Genomic DNA, 19,930 nt, shown 5'->3' on the forward strand with positions numbered 1-19,930 from the left:
TGTTATCGCGAGATGATGGCGTCGAGCCGCTCGAGTTGCGAGGAGAAACCTTCGACGGCCCCCATCTCGACGACTTGCTGGAGCGACTCGGCGTCCGTGAATTCGGAGCGGCTGATGAACAACGTGCCGTTCGGGATATCAACGAACTCATTGGTGATCGTCATGACGGGGAGTTCTGGATTGACGTGCCCGTCTGCGTCCGAGAACGCATCCGTGTAGACGATTTTTCGATGCGAATCAATCTCGAGAAACGTCGATTTCCCCCATGACTCCATACCATAATAATCGCCTTGATCCTTGTCGACACATGTCATTTTGTAATGCCACGTGCCCCCAGGTTCGAACTCGAACGTTCGAATCTCCGTCTTCCATCCGGCCGGCCCCCACCAGGATTCGAGGTGGGCCGGTGTCGAGAACGCCTCGAACACGAGCTCACGTGGTGCGTTGAAACTTCGTTCGACGACTAACGTGTTGCCTTCGACTTGAGATTTCACTTTTTCCATTGGAAAGACCCCTTTCTCGAGAAAGAAGATACATCTGTCTAATCAATGTAGTCTCTATTCCCGATTCATGGACCTCTTCAACCTCTTGCGTCAAATAACAAATCGAGCACGGTCTCGCCGATTGGCCGTTCCTTGCCTTCATATGGGAAGGAGTGGATGTGGATGGCCGGATTGAAGTTCAGCTCGATGATGCCGTAGTCGATGTCTCCATCCAGCGACGGAATCATCATATCGACGCCGCAAATCGTCGCACCGATTGCTTTTGCTGAATCGACCGCAATCTGTTTATAGAAGTCGGCGATCCGGTCTGTATAGTCGATGCTGTCACCGCCCGTGCTGATGTTTGAGTTCTCACGAAGGAAGACGAGCTCACCATCCGCGAGGACGCTGTCCGGTGTCTTGCCTTGTGGACGAAGGAACGCCACGACGATGTCATCGATGTCAATCTTCTCGAGCGGTGTTTTATAGCCTTTGCCGCGGAGCGGGTCCTCATTTTTCTTGGTGACGAGTTCACGGATTGTCGACACGCCATCCCCGGTCACGTTCGCCGGGACACGGTGCAAAATGCCCGCGACCTCGTCTCCGATGACGAGGAAACGATACTCGTTCCCAGGCAGGAATGTCTCGAGCAGAACGACGTCGTCAAACGTACGGGCGTGACGGAACGCCTCTAGCGTCTCGTCGAACGTCGTGCCCTCCTTGAAGATGTGGATGCCGATTCCGAAGTTCGTCGATTTTGGTTTCAAGACGATTGATTGATTCGCGAACGTCGGCCAGGCGTTTTGTAAATCGGTTTCAGTGCGGAGTTCGACCCCGCTCGGTACACGGATGCCGTGTTCGGCGAGCACGTGTTTTGTCACCGTCTTGTTTTCCATCATGAGGACCGATACGTAGTTGTCTTTCGACGTCTTCGTCGCTTGTTTGACGTATTCGGTCTGGTTACCGTTCCGGATTCGGATGAACTGATCATCCCGGTCGATCACGTCGACGGCATAGCCGCGTTTCAGGGCCGCCTTCATCAAAATCTGCGTCGACAGCTCCATATCCGTGTAGCCGTGCATCCGGAATCGGTTGGCGTACGCGTCTTGATAGAACATTTCGGCTTGTCGGAGCGACCAGTCTGTATAACCTTCGCTCGTCATCGCGGTCGTCAGGCGTGATGCATACGTTGCCTCGACACGGTCAATCCGATCTCGGACGGAGGCGAAGACGTCATCGAACCCGAGAGTGTACCGTTCATTGAACGCTTCGACTTCATCGAGCAAATCGAGCGCATACGTCTGGAGCGCCATCGCCTCGCCGTCCCGCATGAGTGTAAGCGTCGGGGATAACCCTTCTTTCGCCACGCGTTGCTGGTTGTAAAACGCCTCGGCTTGCCAGTCCGCGAATCGTGTCTCGTCTTTCATCGTCAAGTAGAGCAAAAAGACGTGCAGGAACTTTAAGTCGGACAGCGCGATGCCGGTCTTCTCGAACGGATTGAGGTCGATGTTACGAATCTCAATATAGTCGATGCCGTTCGCTTCGAGGCGTTCTAAGTCATTACCGCCCCGTGACGTCTTCAGTCGAATCGGAGAGTAGAGCTCGTTCGGGTTGGCGATATCGCCTTGCGCGATGAAACGGCGTACGCTAGCGGTGTAGTCCGAGAGTGTCGAATAATCCGGATAGAGCGGCTCGACGTTCGTATAGCCGCAATCACTATTCCGGTATGACAACGCCGTCGTATTCGAATATACATCCTCGCTGAGCGCCTGCATTTGACTGACGCAACGTTCTTCATAACTCGTATGGACGGCCGGTGTCCCGCCTAACAGATAGACGACGAGCCAACGTGTCCGTAAATAGTTGCGGACGAGTTTTAAATAAAGGTCGTTCTTGAAACGGTCGTAACGTTCCGGTGACCCTTCATAGAGGGAGGCGATCAACTCATCTGCGAACGAGAAGTTGAAATGGACGCCCGAGATAAGCTGTTTTTTCGCCCCGTATTTTTGGAGCAGGTGTTCACGATAACGGCCGGCCTCAAGTCCGGAACTGCCAAAATCGGCAAGTGGAATGATGCCGCCTTCCGGGAGCGCACATGGCATCGACTGTGGCCAGAGCCGCTCGTCACCGATGTTCAGTGCCGTGATGTCGTAAAGTGTCTCTAAGAAATTGTGCGCCGCTTCGACGGTCGGAAACGTCGGGGTAATCAGTTCAATCTGACTTTCCGAGAAGTCGGTCGTGATATACGGGTGTGTCGCCTTGTCACCGAGCTTGGCTGGATGCTTTGTGACGGCGAGGGTCCCTTCAGGTGTCACGCGAAGCATCTCACGCTCGATGGCGAAACGGCCGCGCAACAACTGGTTTGTAAGTTGATTAAATCGCTTCTGCAAGGGAAGTCACTTCCTTTTTCATTAGTCGGACATAGATGGCGGAGACGAGCCCTTTGACGATGCTTGATATGGCGATGCTCCACCAAATGGCATCGAGACCGAGATAGGGCTCGAGGGCAAGCGCGAGCGGGATGCGGGCGACGGTGAAGACGATTGAGATCGTCGCTGGGATTTTCGGGAGTCCGAGCCCCGAGAAATAACCGTTCCCAATCATCTCGAAGGAGGCGAAGATGAGCGAAATCCCGATGATGCGTAAATAACTCGCGCCGATTTCGATCGTTCTCGGATCATCGACGAACAGCCCGATCAGGACGTTCGGTACGAATAAAAACACGAGGGTGATCAGCCCGGTATACAAGACACCGAGCCGTGTCGTCACCCGGTAGCCTTCATGGACCCGGTCCACTTTGCGGGCGCCGAGATTTTGCCCCGTGTAACTCGCGATGGCACCGTTCAGTCCACCAATCATCATATAGGCGATCGACTCGATTTGAAGCCCGATGCGCTGGGCCGCGATCGCTTCGGTCCCGTATGAGCCGATCATGCGAGCGAGGAAGATGCTGATGACCGTGAACAAGACGCGCTGGGTCGCCATCGGGAAACCGAGGCGAAGAATTTCTTTATAGTCCGTGCGATTTGGTTCGACCGTCTCCTCCCAATCGAACAAGGCGCGGGCCCGGTGCCAGAAGAAGCCGAACATGACGACGTTCGCGACGAGCGTCGCGAGACCGGCACCGACGACCCCGAGTCCGAGCGGATAGATGAAGAGCGGTGACAGGATCATATTGAGCGTGACCCCGGTCGCGTTGATACGCATTGCCGTCGTCGTATTGCCATAAGCACTGAACAGACGGGCGAACAGCAAGTTGAAGAACGAGAACACGAGCATCGGTGCACTGACGAGCAAATAGCTGTACGCCAACCGTTCGACGTCAGGGGCGTTCATATTCAAAAAGCCGATTAATGTCTGCCCGAACAGAATCAGGAGAACGACGAACAACAGTCCGATCCCGAGGTTCATTCGCCTCCCAGCCCGGACGTAGCGCTGAATCAACTCCTGATCCCGCCGCCCGACGGCTTGCGACACTTTGATGCCGGCGCCGACGACGATGAGCGATTGAATCGCCTGACCGAGCATGATATAAAAACTGGCCGCGCCGATGCTGGCGACGGCATCGCTACCGAGCGCGCCGACCCAGAACATATCGACGAGACTATAGGTGAACTGTAAAAGCGAACTGCCGACGAGCGGCAGGGCGAGCGCCACGATGACGCGTTGAACCTGACCGGTCGTCAAATCGATGGTTTTCACGATGAAAGACTCCTTCAACACATTTAGTATATAACCATTTAGTTATATATAAGCACGACGTGACCAAATTCGCAATCGTAGGGAACGACTCGACGAAAAATCGACACAAAAAAAGGAATTCGAGGTGAATTCCTTACTGGGTGTAGGCGCGGATCCAAGTCGTCATATAGACGAGCGTCGAGATGATCAGTGTCGAGGCGAGTGCGTAAATCGGATATGTCGGAAAAGCATCTTGGAACAACGGGTAGAACAGAAACGTCATCATCATGATAGGTACAGATATTCCGAAAGAAGTGTAACCATTTTTTGTTGATTTTTTCGTAATGAATCGTTCACGCTCATCTGTTTCTTCAAATTCGGTCATTCGGACGGACCACTGCCAAAATGACAGACTATGATCAGATCTCGTTTTGTAAGAGTAAATTGACCAGACTACACCGAATACGATAAGAGCAATCCAAGGTAAGGCATTCATTTCGAAAACAAGCGTACCTTCGTTTTGATAACTCGACATGGAATTGTAGACTCCTGAAGTAAACGAGCCAATAGACATGGCCATCAATACATACAAGATGATGCTTGAAAGGGATTGAACTATGACACGCTTCATTCTGTTTCCTCCTCAATTGTGAAAATGGATTCGACCGGCTCCTCGAACACGCGCGCGATTTGCATCGCCAGCAGAAGCGACGGCGTGTAGCTCCCTTTTTCGAGCGAGATGATCGTCTGTCTCGTCACACCGACCTTGGCTGCCAAGTCGCCTTGGGTCAATTGATGCCGGGCCCGCAACTCTTTGACGCGATTGATTAATGGCATGCCGCCACCTCATTTCTTGTTTCTACCTTCAGTGTAAAGTAAACTTCACTTAATGTAAAGCTAACTTTACTCATTTGGAGGTGGTACAATGGAATCAATAATGAAAGGGGAGAAGTCGGATGAAGGCGATTATAGGACAACACCACGTGTCGGCGATGACAGGGGACGCGTTGAAGAACTTGCGATTCTACACAGAGATACTCGGGATGCGACTCGTCAAAAAGACGGTCAACCAAGACGATCCGTCGATGTATCACTTGTTTTACGCGGATGAATCAGGGACGCCGGGAACGGATTTGACGTTCTTCGAGTTGCCGTTTCTCGGGCAGACGTATAAAGGATCGAGCAGCATCTCACGGACGGCGCTCCGGGTGCCGGACGGGTCGTTATCGTACTGGTTGGAACGCTTTACCGCCTTTGGTGTGTTACATGATCCGGTCGAGGAAGTGCTCGGTCGGCCAACGCTTTACTTCGAGGACGAGGAGGGGCAACGGCTCTGTCTCGTCGAGGGCGGGTCAGGGACACCGTGGAATAACGGACCGGTGCCGGCAGACGTCGCCGTCTTCGGCCTCGGATTTAGCGAGTGGACGGTGCGGCGAATTGAGAAGACGGAGCGGGTGCTGACGGACGTGCTCGGTTATCGCTTCGCGTCTGAGTTCGAACGGAACGGTCAAACGGTTCGTGTGTTCGAGACGGGGGATGGCGGTGTAGCGACAGAGATTCATCTCGTCGACCGTGCTGATTTACCGTCGGAGCGCCCGGGCCGGGGCAGTGTCCATCACGTCGCGATCCGCGTCGAGGACGATGACGAGATGGCGCGTTGGGTCGAGCGGCTCGATTCATTCGGAATCAGTCATTCGGGCCTAATCGACCGTTATTATTTCAAATCGATTTATTTTCGCGAACCGAGTGGGATTTTGGTGGAACTTGCGACGGACGGACCTGGTTTTGCGACGGACGAACCGGTCGAGACGCTCGGGGAACGTTTGGCGCTGCCGCCGTTTCTCGAACCACGACGAGCCGAGATTGAGGCCAAATTGAAGCCGTTATAACAGACAAACCCGACAGACTATTTCAGTCCGTCGGGTTTTGTATGCCTAGCAACATGGCCAGTTCGTTCGTCCGGTTGGCGACGAGGTCGGCAATCGTATAGCGGTCGAGCACGTGCAGGAAGGCGAGCATCGCCTCGTTCAAGACGCTCCGCAGATCGCACGCGGGCGCGATGACGCATCGGCCTTCGCCGAAACATTCGACGAGCTCGAACGGTTCCATCGTCCGAACGACGTCGCCGACGTTGATGTCTTCCATCGGTCGGGCGAGTCGGAAACCGCCGCCACGGCCGCGCACCGATTCGAGATATCCGTGCTTGCCGAGCTCATAGACGACTTTCATGACGTGGTTCTTTGAAATCTGATATTGATCCGCCACTTCTTGAATCGTCACGAGACGATGCGAGAACGTGGCGCTATACATGAGTGTTCGGAGTGCGTAATCGCACGTTTGCGTGAGCCGCATGATGTTTCACCTCTTCATCCGTTCATTGTACAAGACATCTGACGAAAGCGCGACGATAGAAGATGTGAAAAAAGCGTGGCAGATTCAAGGCGAAAAGTTGAACTTACGTTTAAACAAGTATTTTATATATTGCTTTTGAAGTGACTTACCTCACATAATGGACGTGTACTTTCAAAAAGGGGGAAACAATATGTTAGATCAACAAACGATGGATATCGTCAAAGCAACCGCACCAGTCTTGAAAGACCACGGTGTTGCCATCACGAGTCACTTCTATAAGCGCATGTTCGAAAATAACCCAGAAGTCCGCCACTTCTTCAACCATACGAACCAAAAACGCGGCCGTCAGCCAGAGGCGCTCGCCAACGCCGTCTACGCGGCAGCTGTCCATATTGATCGTCTCGAAGCGATTCTCCCGGCCATCCAACCGGCGCTTCATAAACATAAGAGCTTAAACATCCGTCCGGAACATTATCCAATCGTCGGCGAGAACTTACTCGGCGCGATTCAAGACGTGCTCGGTGAAGCAGCTACGCCGGACATCATTGACGCGTGGGCGAAAGCATATGGTGTCATCGCCGACGTCTTCATCTCACTCGAGAAACAGATGTATGCCGATGCGCCATGGATTGGTTTCAAACCGTTCACGGTCGCTGAAGTGATCGAAGACACACCGGAAGTGAAACGATTCCGCCTTGTCGCGAACGATGGCATCGTCGGGACGGCCATCCCAGGTCAATACATCTCGGTCCAAGCCCGTATCGCTGGGGAAGACATCTTGCACCACCGTCAATATAGCGTCGTCGAGACGACAGAAGACGGTTACTGGATCGCTCCGAAGGCGGAAGGTCTCGTCTCAAACTGGCTCCATGAGCAGACGGTCGGCACGGAAATTCCGGTGAGTGCCCCAGCTGGCGAATTTGTCCTCGAAGAGACAGATCGTCCGCTCACACTCGTCGCTGGCGGGATCGGTATCACACCGCTCTTCAACATGGCGAAAACGGCACTCGGCCAAGGGCGTTCAGTCACGTTATTGCACGCGGTCCGTAGCACGAACCTCCGTCCGCTCGGTGAAGAACTCGACGAACTCGTGAACGATGGCCTCCAGCTCATCACACACGTTGATGACGTATCAGGTTGCATGAATGCGACCCAACTCAAAGCACTCGATGTCGACGGCCATGACGTTTACACGTGCGGTCCGACCGCGATGATGGAGACGGTCGTCCAAACGATTCCACAAGCCCGTTACGAGTTCTTCGGTCCATCGGCCGTACTTGCACGCGCTTAATATACCGTTTAGGAATAGAGAATACAAAAACCGAAGACCGCGTTGGTCTTCGGTTTTTCATAGGTCGATCGAGTCAATGACTTGTTCATTTTGGTCTAACGTTTGAAGCGTCCAGTCGGATGTTGGCCGGTTTCGCAATTCGATGATGTGTGTGGCAGCATAATCATCTTCTTCAGGACGGTTGAGGACGTGTTGTTCTTGTATGCGTTCTCCGATGATACGAAGGTAGGCCACATTCTGAGGCTGCTTGTTCAAGCGAATCCCTATATAGTTATTGGACTCGTCACTAGAATAGATGTAGTCAAAGGGAGATGGATCGAGTATTTCTATGGTCCCATAACCGTATCCATCAGTGCTCATTTCAGCAATTCCGAGTAAATTCTCATCGTTGTTTGTGAAAAGGGCTAATGTCGCATCATCAGTTTTGAGATATTCGTATGCGTGAAAATCATTGTCTGCCAGGTAACGTTTCAATTGTTGCCGTTCATAAAAGTAACTTCCGATTCCGGAGAAGACGACAACGATTGCGATACAAATGAGCAAAGCCCCAATTAGTCTGCGTGTAGACATTCTGCTCCTCCTTTCGATAAAAACAGCCCATGCCTCAATCCTGAGCACATGGGCTTATTTCAGTACGTCAAGCTCGCGGCGACGATGATGCCGACGACGAGTGAGGCGGAGAACAGGCTGATCCCGACGGCGAGGTTGCCGTTCTCGACTTCTTTCTCTAAGTTCACGCCTGGCGTCAGAACGTATTCGAACGTCCAGAAGGCGAGCACTTGGGCGAGAATGCCGACGAGTCCCCAGATGAAGGCGTCGAGTAAGTTAACACTGTTCGCCCACACCGTGTAGATGACGATGGCGAGTCCGATTGCTTTCCCCCAAAGTTTCAAGGCGACGGCGACGTTGCCTTCTTTAATCAATTTACGTTCCGAATACTTCGTCGTGAGAGCGAAGACGACGAGTCCGCCTAAAATCAGGCCAAACCCTGTACCGAGGTGAGCGAGGAAGCTCAAGATGGAATCGAGCGTGATGAACGTCATAAGTTATTCTCCTTTGTTGTGCCGATGGCTAAGTAGTAAGACTGGTTGTTCGTGATCATGCTGCCGGCGCGGACGCCGAGGGCGGACGGATGGCCGTTCAAGCAAAAACAGCCGACCATGTAGTGTGTCTCGAGTGGGCCGTTGATCGTGTTCGTCAGACGGGTCGGCAACTCGATGAACTGTTGATACACCGCCGTCTCGTCGGCGTACGTTTGGAGCGTCTCTTTATGGAACGGGAAACCGTCTTGGTCATAGAGGATGACCGAGTCGCCTTCCCGTCCGAAAGCGGGTTTTTGCACGTACGCGCTCTGGCCGATAAACGGCTCGGCTTCGAGATACGTCGGTAAAAAATACGTTGTGATGATGGAACGCTCCGCTTCGTCAAAATATGTATCGGCCTCATACAGTTCCCAAATGAGCGCTTGGACGCCTTTGGACTGCATGAGGAAGGCCGAGAGCGGATTGAGCAGCGAGACGTGTTTGGCCGCGTTCAGTTCGAGCAGGCGGATGCCGATCAAATCTCCATCGGGTGCCCGGTCGTCGACCAAGTGTTCAATCGGGTACGTCTGACGATACAAGACGTCGATCCGTTCCCCAGTCGGTGTGAACACGCCATCCGCCTCCACGAGTAACCGGTCGAGCGGGACGAACTCTGACGGCAAGTCGAGCGTCTCTTGAAGGAAACGCGTCGTCCATTTGTCCTCGATGTTATCGTCGTGGGCCGTAAAAACGATTTTCGGTGTCCCGTCCCGGTCGAGTCGTTGCCACGCCGCGATGACGGCTTTTCGCAGCTCGGTCTTGAGCTCGTCGGTCGACGCCGCGTTTGGGTCGTCGAGTCCGAATTCTGTCGTCACATAGCCGTTCACATCGAATAGTTCTTTGATGAATGTCGGCGTGTCGGCATTGAACTCCATCAGTTTGATCATGCCGTCTTTGACGATCCAGTCATAGCGACCGATAATCGTCTCTTGCGGCAGCGCCTTGTCCCGGAGGAAAGGCAGGCTCGCCTCGGGATAGCCGAGCAAGCGGAGCGTGTCGTCCGGGAGCGTGCGCAACAGGCGGTTCGTCTTGCGGAAAATCGCATCGACGTCACGTGTCGCTTCCCGAATCTGCCTCACCGCGTCCGTGGACATGGCGAGACAGTCGTAAAGGGCGTATTCCTCGTTGTTCAAGTCAGGCCAAAAGAAAGGGATTTGGCCGAACAATGCATCACGCTTCATCCCCCGAAGCCGCCTTTTGAGCCGCTCCCGAGTCCCGAGTTGGAGCCTGAGTTTGATTTGTTAGGGGTGATGCTGCTGGCGCCACCGTTTGAACGGTAATTTTTATACGCCGATGAATTCTTCAATGCACTCTTCGAGTTGAATAAACTGCCGAGTAAGAAGAAGCTCCCGAAGTGAGGAGAGCGATCATCGTCACAGTAATATGACTCTGTCTCATCATCCCAATCCCAATCGTCGCACTCGTAGCCGGTCGGTTCTTCCGGTAACGTCGCTTGTTCTGTTTCGTCGGTACCGCAAGCCGCGAGCGACGCGGTCAAGACGGCGGCTGACAGACCGCTCAAGATTTTTTTGCTTGTCTTCATGTTGATTCCTCCAATGTATAACCTGTAGGGGTGACGTAAATGACATAGACGCCACGATCTTCGTCCGTCTCGGCCGAGTCGCGTTCGTATTCTTTGCCGGCGACGTACAAGTATTGACTGCCGAGCATGGCGAGTGCGTCGAGATGCCGGTCGACGTAATACGCCTCGAGCATCGGGTTGTCGAATCGGTCGTCGAGCGTGCGAATCTCGACTTTGATGTCGGTCGTCTCGTGCTTGTCGACGGGGCCTTCCGTGTAGCGGTCGACGTAAATCAAGAAGTATTGCTCGCCTTCAAGCGCGGACGAACGCTGTTTGTAAGTCATCCCGTCCTTGACGAAAAATTCGCATTCGCGGCGGGCGAGTACTTCATCGAGGCCGAGCGATGTATAATGGTAGAGCGGCTCGAATGAAAGTTCATTTTTATAGAGTCGATATTCTAAAACGATTGAGTTCATGACGTCGTCCTTTCTTTTTTCTTTCTATACGGAACCGAACGTGAGGTGGTTTCGTAAAACAAGTAAGTTGTCTCTAGTATATAGGAAACGGAGGGGTTTTTCTGTGCATATCTTTTTTCGCGTCTGGCGCGGATTATCGAAATTATCGTTCCTGAACGTCGTCTTGGCGTCGCTCGTCATTATCTTGACCGGCACCGTCCTCGGATTCGTGCTCGAACCGGAGACGTTCCCGTCGATGTTCGACTCGTTCTGGTGGACGATGACGACGCTCACGACCGTCGGGTACGGTGACTTTTTCCCGACGACGGTGGCGGGGCGATGGCTCGGGATTTTCTTGTTTCTGTTCGGGATTGGGATTATCGGGGCGTTGATTGGAAAACTCGTTGAAGTCGGTGCGACATTTCAACGGTTAAAACGGGAGGGGAAGTTAGTGTATCGAGGAGAAGGGCATTACGTCTATATCGGCTGGTCGCCGAAGACAAAGAAAGCAATCGATGAAGTGCTCATCTACGAGCCGAAAGCGGAAATCGTTTTGATCGACCAATTGAAGGAAGAACCATATAATCACGACAACGTCCACTTCGTCCACGGTGACGCGTCGGATGAGACGGTCCTGTTACAAGCTAATATTTTAAAGGCGCGCCGAATTGCCATCTTCGCGGATGCGCGCATCACCGAAACGCTTCTCGCCGATGGGAAGTCGCTTTTGATCGCGTCAGCGGTCGAGGCGCTGTCGTCCGAGCGCGGCGTTGACTTGCATACGGTCGTCGAGGTGTGCGAAGAACGAAACATCTCGAAATTCAAACACGTCCGGATCGACGACTTTATTCTCGCGAACGACTCGGTGTCGTTGCTCATGGCGAAAGCGACGCTGCAGCCGGGGACGACATCGATTTTCCGTCAGCTGCTCAGCAAACAGTCGGGTGGCAATATCCAAGCGCTCGCGCCAAAACCGGAATGGACGACCATCCGGGACGCTGCCGAGAGCTTGATGCACCAAGGCGTCACGTTGATCGCCGTCAACGATCGTCTCGATTATGCGACGGCGCTCGACACAACGCTTCAGACGAACGACATGCTCTACATCGTCTGTCACGATGACTCGTGGGAGCGACTGAACCAAGGAGGAATTTGATGCATAACGGAACGTTTATCCGCAAGATGACACGCATGCAAAACGTACAACGCTGGGACGAATATGCGCCGCATTACCATGACAACGCGGCGAGCCACAGTTTCCGCGTCGCCGTCTTCAGCTTGATCGCGGCATACTACGAAGAGAACCGGGGACAGGACGTCAACTTGCTCGATGTGCTCGGCAAGGCGCTGTTCCATGATATGAACGAAGTGCAGACCGGGCCGATCATGCACCGGACGAAAAAAGAGCCGACGCTCAAAGAACATATCGAACGGATGGAGCGGACGGCGAGTCTCGGCCTCGTCGAGTTGTTGTCGCAGTCGCTGCGGCCACACTTCTATCGTTTCCTCGTCGAGGCAGAAGATGACTCGTTTGAAGGACGGCTCGTCGATGGGATCGATTCGTTCGACGCGATGCTGTTCGTACGGCGCGAAGTCGGACACGGCTCGCCTCATTTCGTCGCGAAGCTTGAAGAGATGAAAGCGGCCTTGCGCGAACATCCGCTCGAATCGGTCCGCTGGCTCTACGAGCAAGTCGAGGCGGACACGGACGTGGCAACGTTCATCGAGAACGTCATGCGGATGGACAGTGTCAGACGTTGGAAAGGCCGGTTCAATACGATTGACGACAACGATGCCATCCATGGCTTCCGGGCGGCCGCGCTCGGGATGTTCAGTGGTTTGTTGGAGCTTGAGAAGTATGACGTCGACGTCGATGTCGCCGAGCTGACGGCGCGTCTCCTCTGTCACGACCTCGTCGAAGGGGTGACCGGGGACGTGCTCGGTCCGGTGAAACATTCGACCGCCGAGACCGGGGCGGCGTTCGAGGCGTATGAGCGGGCCGAGAGCGAGGCGCTCTTGTCGCTTCTCCCGGACTATATGCAGCCGGCGTTCCGCCGTTATATGGCCGATTCGAAAGATGACACGTACGAAGGCATGCTCGTCGATATGATGGACAAGCTCGACGCGCTCATCAAGATGAACATGGAGCGGAAGATGAACGGGGCCGAGTATGAGGTCACATATCGGGAGCAGCTCCGTAAAGTGCAGATGCGTTACGAGAACCCGAGCATGTTGTTTTTCTTGGCATACATCCTGCACGATTTAGATTACGTCACCAGTTAACGAGGTCGCAGACGAACCGTCTGCGGCTTTTTATATATCATTCATTGACATATATCATTCAACGATATATAGTGAGGGTAAGATATATCAATGAACGATATAGGAGGTGGCAGGATGCCGCGTAACGACACGATTGAACTCGGAGAATTGACCGACAGCATGTTCTACATTCTCCTCGCCTTGACCGAGGCGCGTCACGGCTATTTGATTATGCAGTTCGTCGAGGAGTTGACGAACGGACGGATCAAGATTGGCCCGGCGTCAATGTATACGATTATCAAAAAGCTCGTGAACGCCCAACTCATCGAGCCGCTCGAGGGGGACGGGAAGAAGAAGAGTTATGTGATCACGACACAAGGCCGTGCACTCGTGGCCGAGGACTTGAAACGCCGGCAAGCGATTGTCGATGACGCACGCTTCATTTTAGAAGGGGAGGGACAGTGATGAAACGAAAATATATGTCGAGTTGGGGACTGGCATTCGCCGAAGAGCACGAAATGAAGAAGCTAGGAGAGATGGCAGCTCGCGGCTGGCATTTAGAGAAGTTCGCTCCGCTCGGCTATACGCTCGTCGAAGGGGAACCGATGGACGTGCGCTATAGTCTCGATTATCGCAAACAGCCGGATGAGGAATACTTCGAGCTGTTCGTCGCGAGCGGCTGGGAGCACGTGACGTCGACCGGTGATGAGATTCACGTGTTCAAAGGTCGTCCGGATGCCATACCGCTTTACACCGATCAAACGACAATGCATGACAAATATGCGCAAGTCGAGCGAACGATGGGCCGAGGAGCGCTCATCTGTCTACTGCTATCGCTTGGATTCGTATTCATGCTCCAATTGGATTGGCCGCAGACGGCGGAAGCCATCATTTTGGTGCTACAAACGCTTGTCGTCATCGGGCTCGTCTTCACAGGACTCCCGTATCTCGGTTTCCTCGTGAAGCGAAAACGTTTGGAACGGAATGAATGACTAGGCGGATGGCACAAGCCATCCGTTTTTGCATTGGTCGACTGAACTATTCAAGATAAAAATAGTTAGGCGCAGAGAACTGTTTTATGGAAATCCTCTATTCAACTAAAGGGTAATCCGTCATGATAATTAATGAAAGCGCTTGCATTAATTTCGAAGAGGAGGAATAGGCATGGGTAAGAGACGGAAAGGGTTAGCGGTGACGGCTGGTGTCACCGCGATTGCACTGCTCGCAGGACAACCGGTCGCACAAGCGGCGACGCCGCAAAACGGCACGATGATGCAGTACTTTGAATGGTATGTCCCGAACGACGGACTGCATTGGAACCGATTATCGAACGACTCGCAGCACTTGAAGGACATCGGGGTGACGACGGTGTGGATCCCGCCGGCGTACAAAGGCACGTCACAGAACGATGTCGGGTATGGGGCGTACGATTTATACGACCTCGGCGAGTTCAATCAAAAAGGGACGACCCGGACGAAGTACGGCACGAAAGCCCAGCTCCAGACCGCCATCTCCAATTTGCGCGGGAAAGGCATCGGCGTCTACGGCGACGTCGTCATGAACCACAAGGGCGGGGCCGACTATACCGAGTCCGTCCAGGCGATTGAGGTCAATCCGTCGAACCGGAACCAAGAGACGTCAGGCGAGTATGCCATCTCGGCCTGGACCGGGTTCAACTTCGCGGGGCGCAATAATACATACTCACCATTCAAATGGCGCTGGTACCATTTTGACGGCACCGATTGGGATCAGTCACGCAGCTTGAGCCGCATCTATAAGTTCAAGAGCACGGGCAAGGCATGGGACACGGACGTGTCGAACGAGAACGGCAACTACGACTACCTCATGTACGCCGACGTCGACTTCGAACATCCCGAGGTCCGTCAAGAGATGAAGAACTGGGGCAAATGGTACGCCGACTCGCTCGGGCTCGACGGTTTCCGGTTGGATGCGGTCAAACATATTAGCCACTCGTACTTGAAGGAGTGGGTGACGAGCGTGCGCCAGACGACCGGAAAAGAGATGTTCACGGTCGCCGAGTATTGGAAGAACGATCTCGGTGCCATCAACGACTATCTGTACAAGACGGGCTACACGCATTCCGTCTTCGATGTGCCACTCCATTACAACTTCCAAGCGGCCGGTAATGGCGGTGGCTTCTATGACATGCGCAACATCTTGAAAGGCACCGTCACCGAACAGCATCCGTCGCTGTCCGTGACGATTGTCGATAACCACGACTCACAGCCGGGTCAATCGCTCGAGTCGACGGTCGCCAACTGGTTCAAACCGCTCGCCTACGCCACGATCATGACGCGCGGCCAAGGCTATCCGGCCCTCTTCTACGGGGACTATTACGGCACGAAAGGGACGACGAACCGTGAAATCCCGAACATGTCGGGCACGCTCCAACCGATTCTGAAGGCACGGAAAGACTTCGCCTACGGGACGCAACATGACTACCTCGACCACCAGGACGTCATCGGCTGGACACGTGAAGGTGTGACCGACCGTGCCAAATCGGGTCTCGCGACGATCCTATCGGACGGTCCGGGCGGCTCGAAGTGGATGTACGTCGGCAAACAGAATGCCGGCGAGGTATGGAAAGACATGACGAACAACAATTCCCGTCTTGTCACGATCAATGCTGACGGCTGGGGCCAGTTCTTCGTCAACGGCGGCTCCGTCTCGATTTATACGCAGCAGTAACGAAAACACCCGATCGAAGTGAGGCGATCCTCTCTTCGATCGGGTGTTGTGTTGATTTAGCGTTTCCAGACCCATTCGTCACTCTCGTATTTGGCGACGAGCTCCTGAATCTCTTGTTGCTGCGCCTCGTTGAACGTCAGCGGTTCGAACGTCAAATCGAACGCGTCGCGGAATCCGTCCGTGAAGGCCGCGGCGACCTCGTCGAAGGCGACGGTTCGGCCGAGCGTCTCGTTCAAGGAGACGGCCTTGTCACCAAAACGTGCTTTCGCCTCCGCCTTCTCATCGGCCTCAAGATTGAAGCAGTCGAACAAGACGTCATCGTCGATCGATAACGGAATCGACCCGTGCTGCAGGACGGCGCCTTGGTGGCGCACTTGGGCGCTCCCAGCAATCTTTTTCCCGTCGACGGCGAGTTCGTAGTACGAGGCGGCGTCGAAACAGACGGCCGACTTTGGTTTTCGGAGTGCCTCGCGGTCTGCCTCGGTCAATGGCACCGAGAATTCGGCCGGGACGCCGAGCGCGTGGTAGCCGCGGCGCACCCCTTCGGTCAAGAGGCGATAGCTCTCGATGACGTTTGTCGGCAAAGACGGCATCGTCTCAGGGAGGATGACGCTATACGTCAGCTCGTCCGCGTGTAGGACGGCCCGTCCCCCGGTCAAACGACGGACGACCGGGATGCCATTCAACGTGAGCGCGTCGCGGTCGAGGTCGCGCGTCGCCCGTTGGAAGCGCCCGACGCTGATGGCGTGCGGGGCCCAGGCGTAAAAACGGAGTGTCGGTTTTACGTCACCGCGCGCGACCCAGCCGGCGATGGCCTCGTCAATGGCCATATTCTCGGCCGGGGACAGCGGGGCGGTGTGAAGCAAATGCCATGTCGTTCCAGTCATAAACGTCTCTTCTTTCTCTTAGTCGATTGGCAGCATCGTGTGACGACGCGCCTTGTGGACTTGTTCGTCCGCGTGATACGAGGAACGCACGAGCGGTCCGGCCTCGCAGTGGGAGAAGCCTTTCGCCAATGCGATCTCTTTTAACTCGGCGAACTCATCTGGATGGTAGTAACGCTCGACGTCGAGGTGCTTCTTCGTCGGCTGCAAGTATTGGCCGAGCGTGAGGATGTCGACGTGATGGGCCCGCAGGTCGTCCATCGCTTCAATCAACTCTTCCTTCGTCTCACCGAGGCCGACCATGATCGATGACTTCGTCGGGATGTCCGGGTTCAGTTCTTTTGACCGTTTTAAAAATTCGAGCGTCCGGTCGTATGTCGCTTTGGCACGGACTCTCGGCGTGAGGCGGCGGACCGTCTCCAAGTTATGGTTCATGATGTCTGGACCGGCGTCGATGAGCGTCTGGAGTGCCGAGAAGTCACCCATCATGTCGGACGGGAGCACTTCAATCGACGTCTCCGGATTCATACCGCGGACAGCACGGACCGTCTCAGCGAATACCGTCGCGCCGTAGTCGTTCAAGTCGTCTCTGGCGACGGCCGTGATGACGACGTGTTTCAAGTTCATGAGGCGGACCGACTCGGCGACGCGTTTCGGCTCTTCCCAGTCGAGTTCGTTCGGCTTGCCCGTCGTGACCGCGCAAAAGCGGCAGGCGCGGGTACAGATGCTCCCAAGAATCATGAACGTCGCGGTGCGGCGGACGGCCCAACATTCATGGATGTTCGGACATTTCGCTTCCTCACAGACCGTATGTAGATTTTTCTCGCGCATCATCTTTTTGAGACCGGTATACGTCTCGTTCGTGTTCAGTTTAATCTTTAGCCATTCCGGCTTTCGTTTTAGTTCCCCTCGTGCCAAGATGATTTCCCCCTTTTTGAAAGTTAACCCCTAACAAAAAGAGTTTACCAAAGATGAAGTCGAATTCGAACCAGCAAAATTATTGGCTTTGCCAATACAGGTCAGCTGTGTGTCAAAACAGAACATATATTTCAAAATGGTTACGCTTTCATGTGAAGTGTTGTTTCCCATTTTTTGAATTGCTATACTGACGATGACCACCTGAATAAGGACCATATGTAACTGATACGATCAGGCATGGGGTGAACGAGCGTTGGTGAGGCAACGCTTCTTCCTCCATGCCTTTTTGTTTGGGGGTCGGGGAAACTTTCAAAAAAGGAGTGGGGAAAACATGAACAAAGCACTGAACTGGACGGCGACACTGGGGCTAACGACAGCGCTACTCGTCTCATCGGTCCCGATGGCGAACGCGGTAGTGGCAGAGGAGACGCCGGCACCGTCGATTGAGCAGCGTGTCGATGCCAAACTCGAATCGATGACGCTTGAACAAAAGCTCGGTCAAATGATCATGCCAGACTTCCGATTATGGAACGGGGCGAACCATACGGCGCTCGCGACAGATGTAGCACGCGTCGTCGATCGGTTTGACCTCGGGGGTGTCATCTTGTTCGCGGAAAACGTGACCGAGACCGAACAGACGACGAAACTCGTCCACGACCTCCAAGAAGTCGTCAAACAAGACGAAAGCAACGACGTACCGCTCTTCATCACGATTGACCAAGAGGGTGGAATCGTGACACGGCTGGGGACAGGCACGAACTTGCCAGGTAACATGGCGCTCGGGGCGACACGGAGCAGCCAATACGCATACGACGCGGGGAATATTATTGGTTCGGAGTTGAACGCTCTCGGGGTGAACGTCAACTTCGGTCCGGTGCTAGACGTCAACAACAACCCGGCCAATCCGGTCATCGGCGTGCGCTCGTTCTCGAGCGACCCGGAACTTGTCGGCGAGCTCGGCTCGGCGATGACACAAGGGATTCAAGACCAGGGCGTCGCCGCGACGGCGAAGCATTTCCCGGGTCATGGTGACACGGCGGTCGACTCGCATTACGGACTCCCGATTGTCGACAAGTCGCTCGAAGACTTGCGCGGTCTCGAACTGTTGCCGTTCAAGCGGGCCATCACCGAAGGCATCGATATGATCATGACGGCACACATCGGCATGCCGCAAATCGAAGATGAGGTCGTCAACTCACCGCGCGGCACGTTCCCGCTCCCGGCGACGCTCTCGGATGACGTCATCACGGGCGTGTTACGAGAAGACATGGGCTATGACGGCATCGTCATCACGGACGCCTTGAACATGCAGGCGATTGCCGATAACTTCACGGAAGCGGAAGCGGTCATCAAGACGTTCGATGCGGGTGTCGATATCGCGCTCATGCCGACGATTTTACGGTCGAACGCCGATGTCGTGAAGCTCGAGACGATCTTTGACGACGTCATCGCCGCCGTCGAAGACGGACGTTTGTCAGAAGAGAAGATTGATGCGGCGGTCGAGCGGATTTTGACGCTCAAAGCGGAGCGCGGCATTTGGCAAGAGTCGGTCGACACGACAACGCTCGAGGCGAAGCTCGCCGAAGCGAATGCGGTCGTCGGCAGTGCCGAGCATAAAGCGAAAGAACGTGAAATCGCCGAGGCGGCCGTCACGCTCGTGAAAAACGACGACAAGACCCTTCCGTTCAAACCGAAAAAAGGCGAGACGGTCCTCGTCTTGTCACCGGCGAAAGACCAGACGGACAGCATGATCAAGACGATCAAGTCGCTTGAGAAGAACGCCGGCAACATGAAGCAAGTGAACGTCATCGCCGCGAACTATACGGCATCGACGAAACACTTGGATCAAAACCCGGCATTGAAAGAAAAACTCGACGCGGCCGACTATATCATCGTCGGATCGAACGTCAATAACAGCGCCAAGCTGAAATCGACGTCGGCTGATAACTACGTGCCGGCTGAAGTGTTCCGTTACGCGAACGAGACGGGCAAGAAGTCAGTCTTGCTCAGCCTGCGCAACCCGTACGATGTGGCGGTTCAACCGGACGCACCGGCCCAGCTCATCATCTACGGCTTCAAAGGTGACCCGAACGGACCGGACTCTGAGGCGGGAAATGCCAAATCGGCAGGACCGAACCTCCCGGCCGGCATTCGTGCCATCTTCGGTGAAGTCAAACCGACGGGCAAACTCCCAGTCGACGTACCGACGTTCGAGAACGGCGTGTTCGGAGACGACTTGCACCTCGAGTTTGGTGACGGATTCCGCAACTGGAACAAGTAAGCAAAAACAAC

21 protein-coding genes are annotated in these 19,930 nt (G+C 54.3%); 8 read left to right on the forward strand and 13 right to left on the reverse strand.

Going from position 1 to position 19,930, the window contains the following annotated elements:
• Nucleotides 1–2 precede the first annotated feature (2 nt).
• From NMQ00_RS01865 to NMQ00_RS01885, 5 genes are all read right to left on the reverse strand, one after another.
• Complete coding sequence (locus tag NMQ00_RS01865) at nt 3–503, reverse strand: SRPBCC family protein (protein ID WP_255177684.1); 501 nt, start codon at nt 501–503, stop codon at nt 3–5.
• 77 nt (nt 504–580) lie between these two features.
• On the reverse strand, nt 581–2,872 hold the full coding sequence (gene gshAB, locus NMQ00_RS01870) for a bifunctional glutamate--cysteine ligase GshA/glutathione synthetase GshB (protein WP_255177685.1): 2,292 nt from the start codon (nt 2,870–2,872) through the stop codon (nt 581–583).
• The gene (locus NMQ00_RS01875) at nt 2,856–4,205 is read right to left on the reverse strand and encodes an MATE family efflux transporter (RefSeq protein WP_255177686.1); all 1,350 of its coding nucleotides are present in this window, start codon (nt 4,203–4,205) and stop codon (nt 2,856–2,858) included. The genes gshAB and NMQ00_RS01875 overlap by 17 nt, the downstream gene beginning before the upstream one ends.
• 112 nt (nt 4,206–4,317) lie before the next feature.
• Nucleotides 4,318–4,452, reverse strand: a complete 135-nt coding sequence (locus tag NMQ00_RS01880) for a hypothetical protein (RefSeq protein ID WP_255177687.1) — start codon at nt 4,450–4,452, stop codon at nt 4,318–4,320.
• Nucleotides 4,453–4,790: 338 nt separating this feature from the next.
• Nucleotides 4,791–5,000 (reverse strand): helix-turn-helix transcriptional regulator, encoded by a 210-nt coding sequence (locus tag NMQ00_RS01885; protein ID WP_255177688.1) that lies wholly within the window; start codon nt 4,998–5,000, stop codon nt 4,791–4,793.
• Between the two features lie 119 nt (nt 5,001–5,119).
• Between NMQ00_RS01885 and NMQ00_RS01890 the strand changes: the two genes are divergently transcribed.
• A complete protein-coding gene (locus NMQ00_RS01890; protein WP_255177689.1) occupies nt 5,120–6,052 on the forward strand; it encodes a ring-cleaving dioxygenase in 933 nt (310 codons plus the stop codon).
• A 22-nt stretch (nt 6,053–6,074) separates the two neighbouring features.
• Here NMQ00_RS01890 and NMQ00_RS01895 read toward each other — a convergent pair whose 3' ends face one another.
• The gene (locus NMQ00_RS01895) at nt 6,075–6,515 is read right to left on the reverse strand and encodes an RrF2 family transcriptional regulator (RefSeq protein WP_021066036.1); all 441 of its coding nucleotides are present in this window, start codon (nt 6,513–6,515) and stop codon (nt 6,075–6,077) included.
• A gap of 190 nt (nt 6,516–6,705) precedes the next feature.
• Between NMQ00_RS01895 and NMQ00_RS01900 the strand changes: the two genes are divergently transcribed.
• Nucleotides 6,706–7,806, forward strand: a complete 1,101-nt coding sequence (locus NMQ00_RS01900) for a globin domain-containing protein (RefSeq protein ID WP_255177690.1) — start codon at nt 6,706–6,708, stop codon at nt 7,804–7,806.
• 57 nt (nt 7,807–7,863) lie between these two features.
• On the opposite strand, the gene NMQ00_RS01905 is transcribed toward NMQ00_RS01900, so the two are convergent.
• From NMQ00_RS01905 to NMQ00_RS01925, 5 genes are read right to left on the reverse strand one after another with little or no spacing between them, the layout of a single operon-like run.
• Entirely contained in the window at nt 7,864–8,376 is a 513-nt protein-coding gene (locus NMQ00_RS01905) for a hypothetical protein (protein WP_255177691.1), read from the reverse strand.
• Between the two features lie 59 nt (nt 8,377–8,435).
• The gene (locus NMQ00_RS01910; RefSeq protein WP_255177692.1) at nt 8,436–8,849 is read right to left on the reverse strand and encodes a DUF350 domain-containing protein; all 414 of its coding nucleotides are present in this window, start codon (nt 8,847–8,849) and stop codon (nt 8,436–8,438) included.
• On the reverse strand, nt 8,846–10,069 hold the full coding sequence (locus tag NMQ00_RS01915) for a glutathionylspermidine synthase family protein (protein WP_255177693.1): 1,224 nt from the start codon (nt 10,067–10,069) through the stop codon (nt 8,846–8,848). The genes NMQ00_RS01910 and NMQ00_RS01915 overlap by 4 nt, the downstream gene beginning before the upstream one ends.
• Entirely contained in the window at nt 10,066–10,431 is a 366-nt protein-coding gene (locus tag NMQ00_RS01920) for a hypothetical protein (RefSeq protein ID WP_021066041.1), read from the reverse strand. Before NMQ00_RS01920 ends, NMQ00_RS01915 begins: the two co-directional genes overlap by 4 nt.
• Nucleotides 10,428–10,886: a hypothetical protein gene (locus NMQ00_RS01925; RefSeq protein ID WP_021066042.1), complete on the reverse strand. Its 459-nt coding sequence runs from the start codon at nt 10,884–10,886 to the stop codon at nt 10,428–10,430. Before NMQ00_RS01925 ends, NMQ00_RS01920 begins: the two co-directional genes overlap by 4 nt.
• 103 nt (nt 10,887–10,989) lie before the next feature.
• Here NMQ00_RS01925 and NMQ00_RS01930 point away from each other — a divergent pair, with 103 nt between their 5' ends.
• The 5 genes from NMQ00_RS01930 to amyS all read left to right on the forward strand — a co-directional run bounded on the left by NMQ00_RS01930 (nt 10,990) and on the right by amyS (nt 15,836).
• Nucleotides 10,990–12,021 (forward strand): ion channel, encoded by a 1,032-nt coding sequence (locus NMQ00_RS01930; RefSeq protein ID WP_255177694.1) that lies wholly within the window; start codon nt 10,990–10,992, stop codon nt 12,019–12,021.
• On the forward strand, nt 12,021–13,148 hold the full coding sequence (locus NMQ00_RS01935; protein WP_255177695.1) for a YfbR-like 5'-deoxynucleotidase: 1,128 nt from the start codon (nt 12,021–12,023) through the stop codon (nt 13,146–13,148). The genes NMQ00_RS01930 and NMQ00_RS01935 overlap by 1 nt, the downstream gene beginning before the upstream one ends.
• A gap of 114 nt (nt 13,149–13,262) precedes the next feature.
• The gene (locus tag NMQ00_RS01940) at nt 13,263–13,592 is read left to right on the forward strand and encodes a PadR family transcriptional regulator (protein WP_255177696.1); all 330 of its coding nucleotides are present in this window, start codon (nt 13,263–13,265) and stop codon (nt 13,590–13,592) included.
• On the forward strand, nt 13,592–14,119 hold the full coding sequence (locus NMQ00_RS01945; protein ID WP_255177697.1) for a DUF2812 domain-containing protein: 528 nt from the start codon (nt 13,592–13,594) through the stop codon (nt 14,117–14,119). Before NMQ00_RS01940 ends, NMQ00_RS01945 begins: the two co-directional genes overlap by 1 nt.
• A gap of 172 nt (nt 14,120–14,291) precedes the next feature.
• Nucleotides 14,292–15,836 carry an alpha-amylase gene (gene amyS / locus NMQ00_RS01950; RefSeq protein WP_255177698.1) on the forward strand — a complete coding sequence of 515 codons (1,545 nt, stop codon included), beginning with the start codon at nt 14,292–14,294 and terminating at the stop codon, nt 15,834–15,836.
• Nucleotides 15,837–15,892: 56 nt separating this feature from the next.
• Here the strand turns inward: amyS and NMQ00_RS01955 are convergent, their stop codons facing one another.
• Together NMQ00_RS01955 and lipA are read right to left on the reverse strand one after the other, a co-directional pair.
• Complete coding sequence (locus NMQ00_RS01955; RefSeq protein WP_255177699.1) at nt 15,893–16,723, reverse strand: lipoate--protein ligase family protein; 831 nt, start codon at nt 16,721–16,723, stop codon at nt 15,893–15,895.
• 18 nt (nt 16,724–16,741) lie between these two features.
• A complete protein-coding gene (gene lipA, locus NMQ00_RS01960; RefSeq protein WP_369696459.1) occupies nt 16,742–17,641 on the reverse strand; it encodes a lipoyl synthase in 900 nt (299 codons plus the stop codon).
• Nucleotides 17,642–17,969: 328 nt separating this feature from the next.
• On the opposite strand from lipA, the gene NMQ00_RS01965 reads away from it, so the two are divergent.
• The gene (locus tag NMQ00_RS01965) at nt 17,970–19,919 is read left to right on the forward strand and encodes a glycoside hydrolase family 3 protein (RefSeq protein WP_255177701.1); all 1,950 of its coding nucleotides are present in this window, start codon (nt 17,970–17,972) and stop codon (nt 19,917–19,919) included.
• The last annotated feature ends 11 nt before the right edge of the window (nt 19,920–19,930 follow it).

The sequence above is a fragment of the Exiguobacterium aurantiacum genome (genome assembly GCF_024362205.1).
Lineage (GTDB): Bacteria > Bacillota > Bacilli > Exiguobacteriales > Exiguobacteriaceae > Exiguobacterium > Exiguobacterium aurantiacum_B.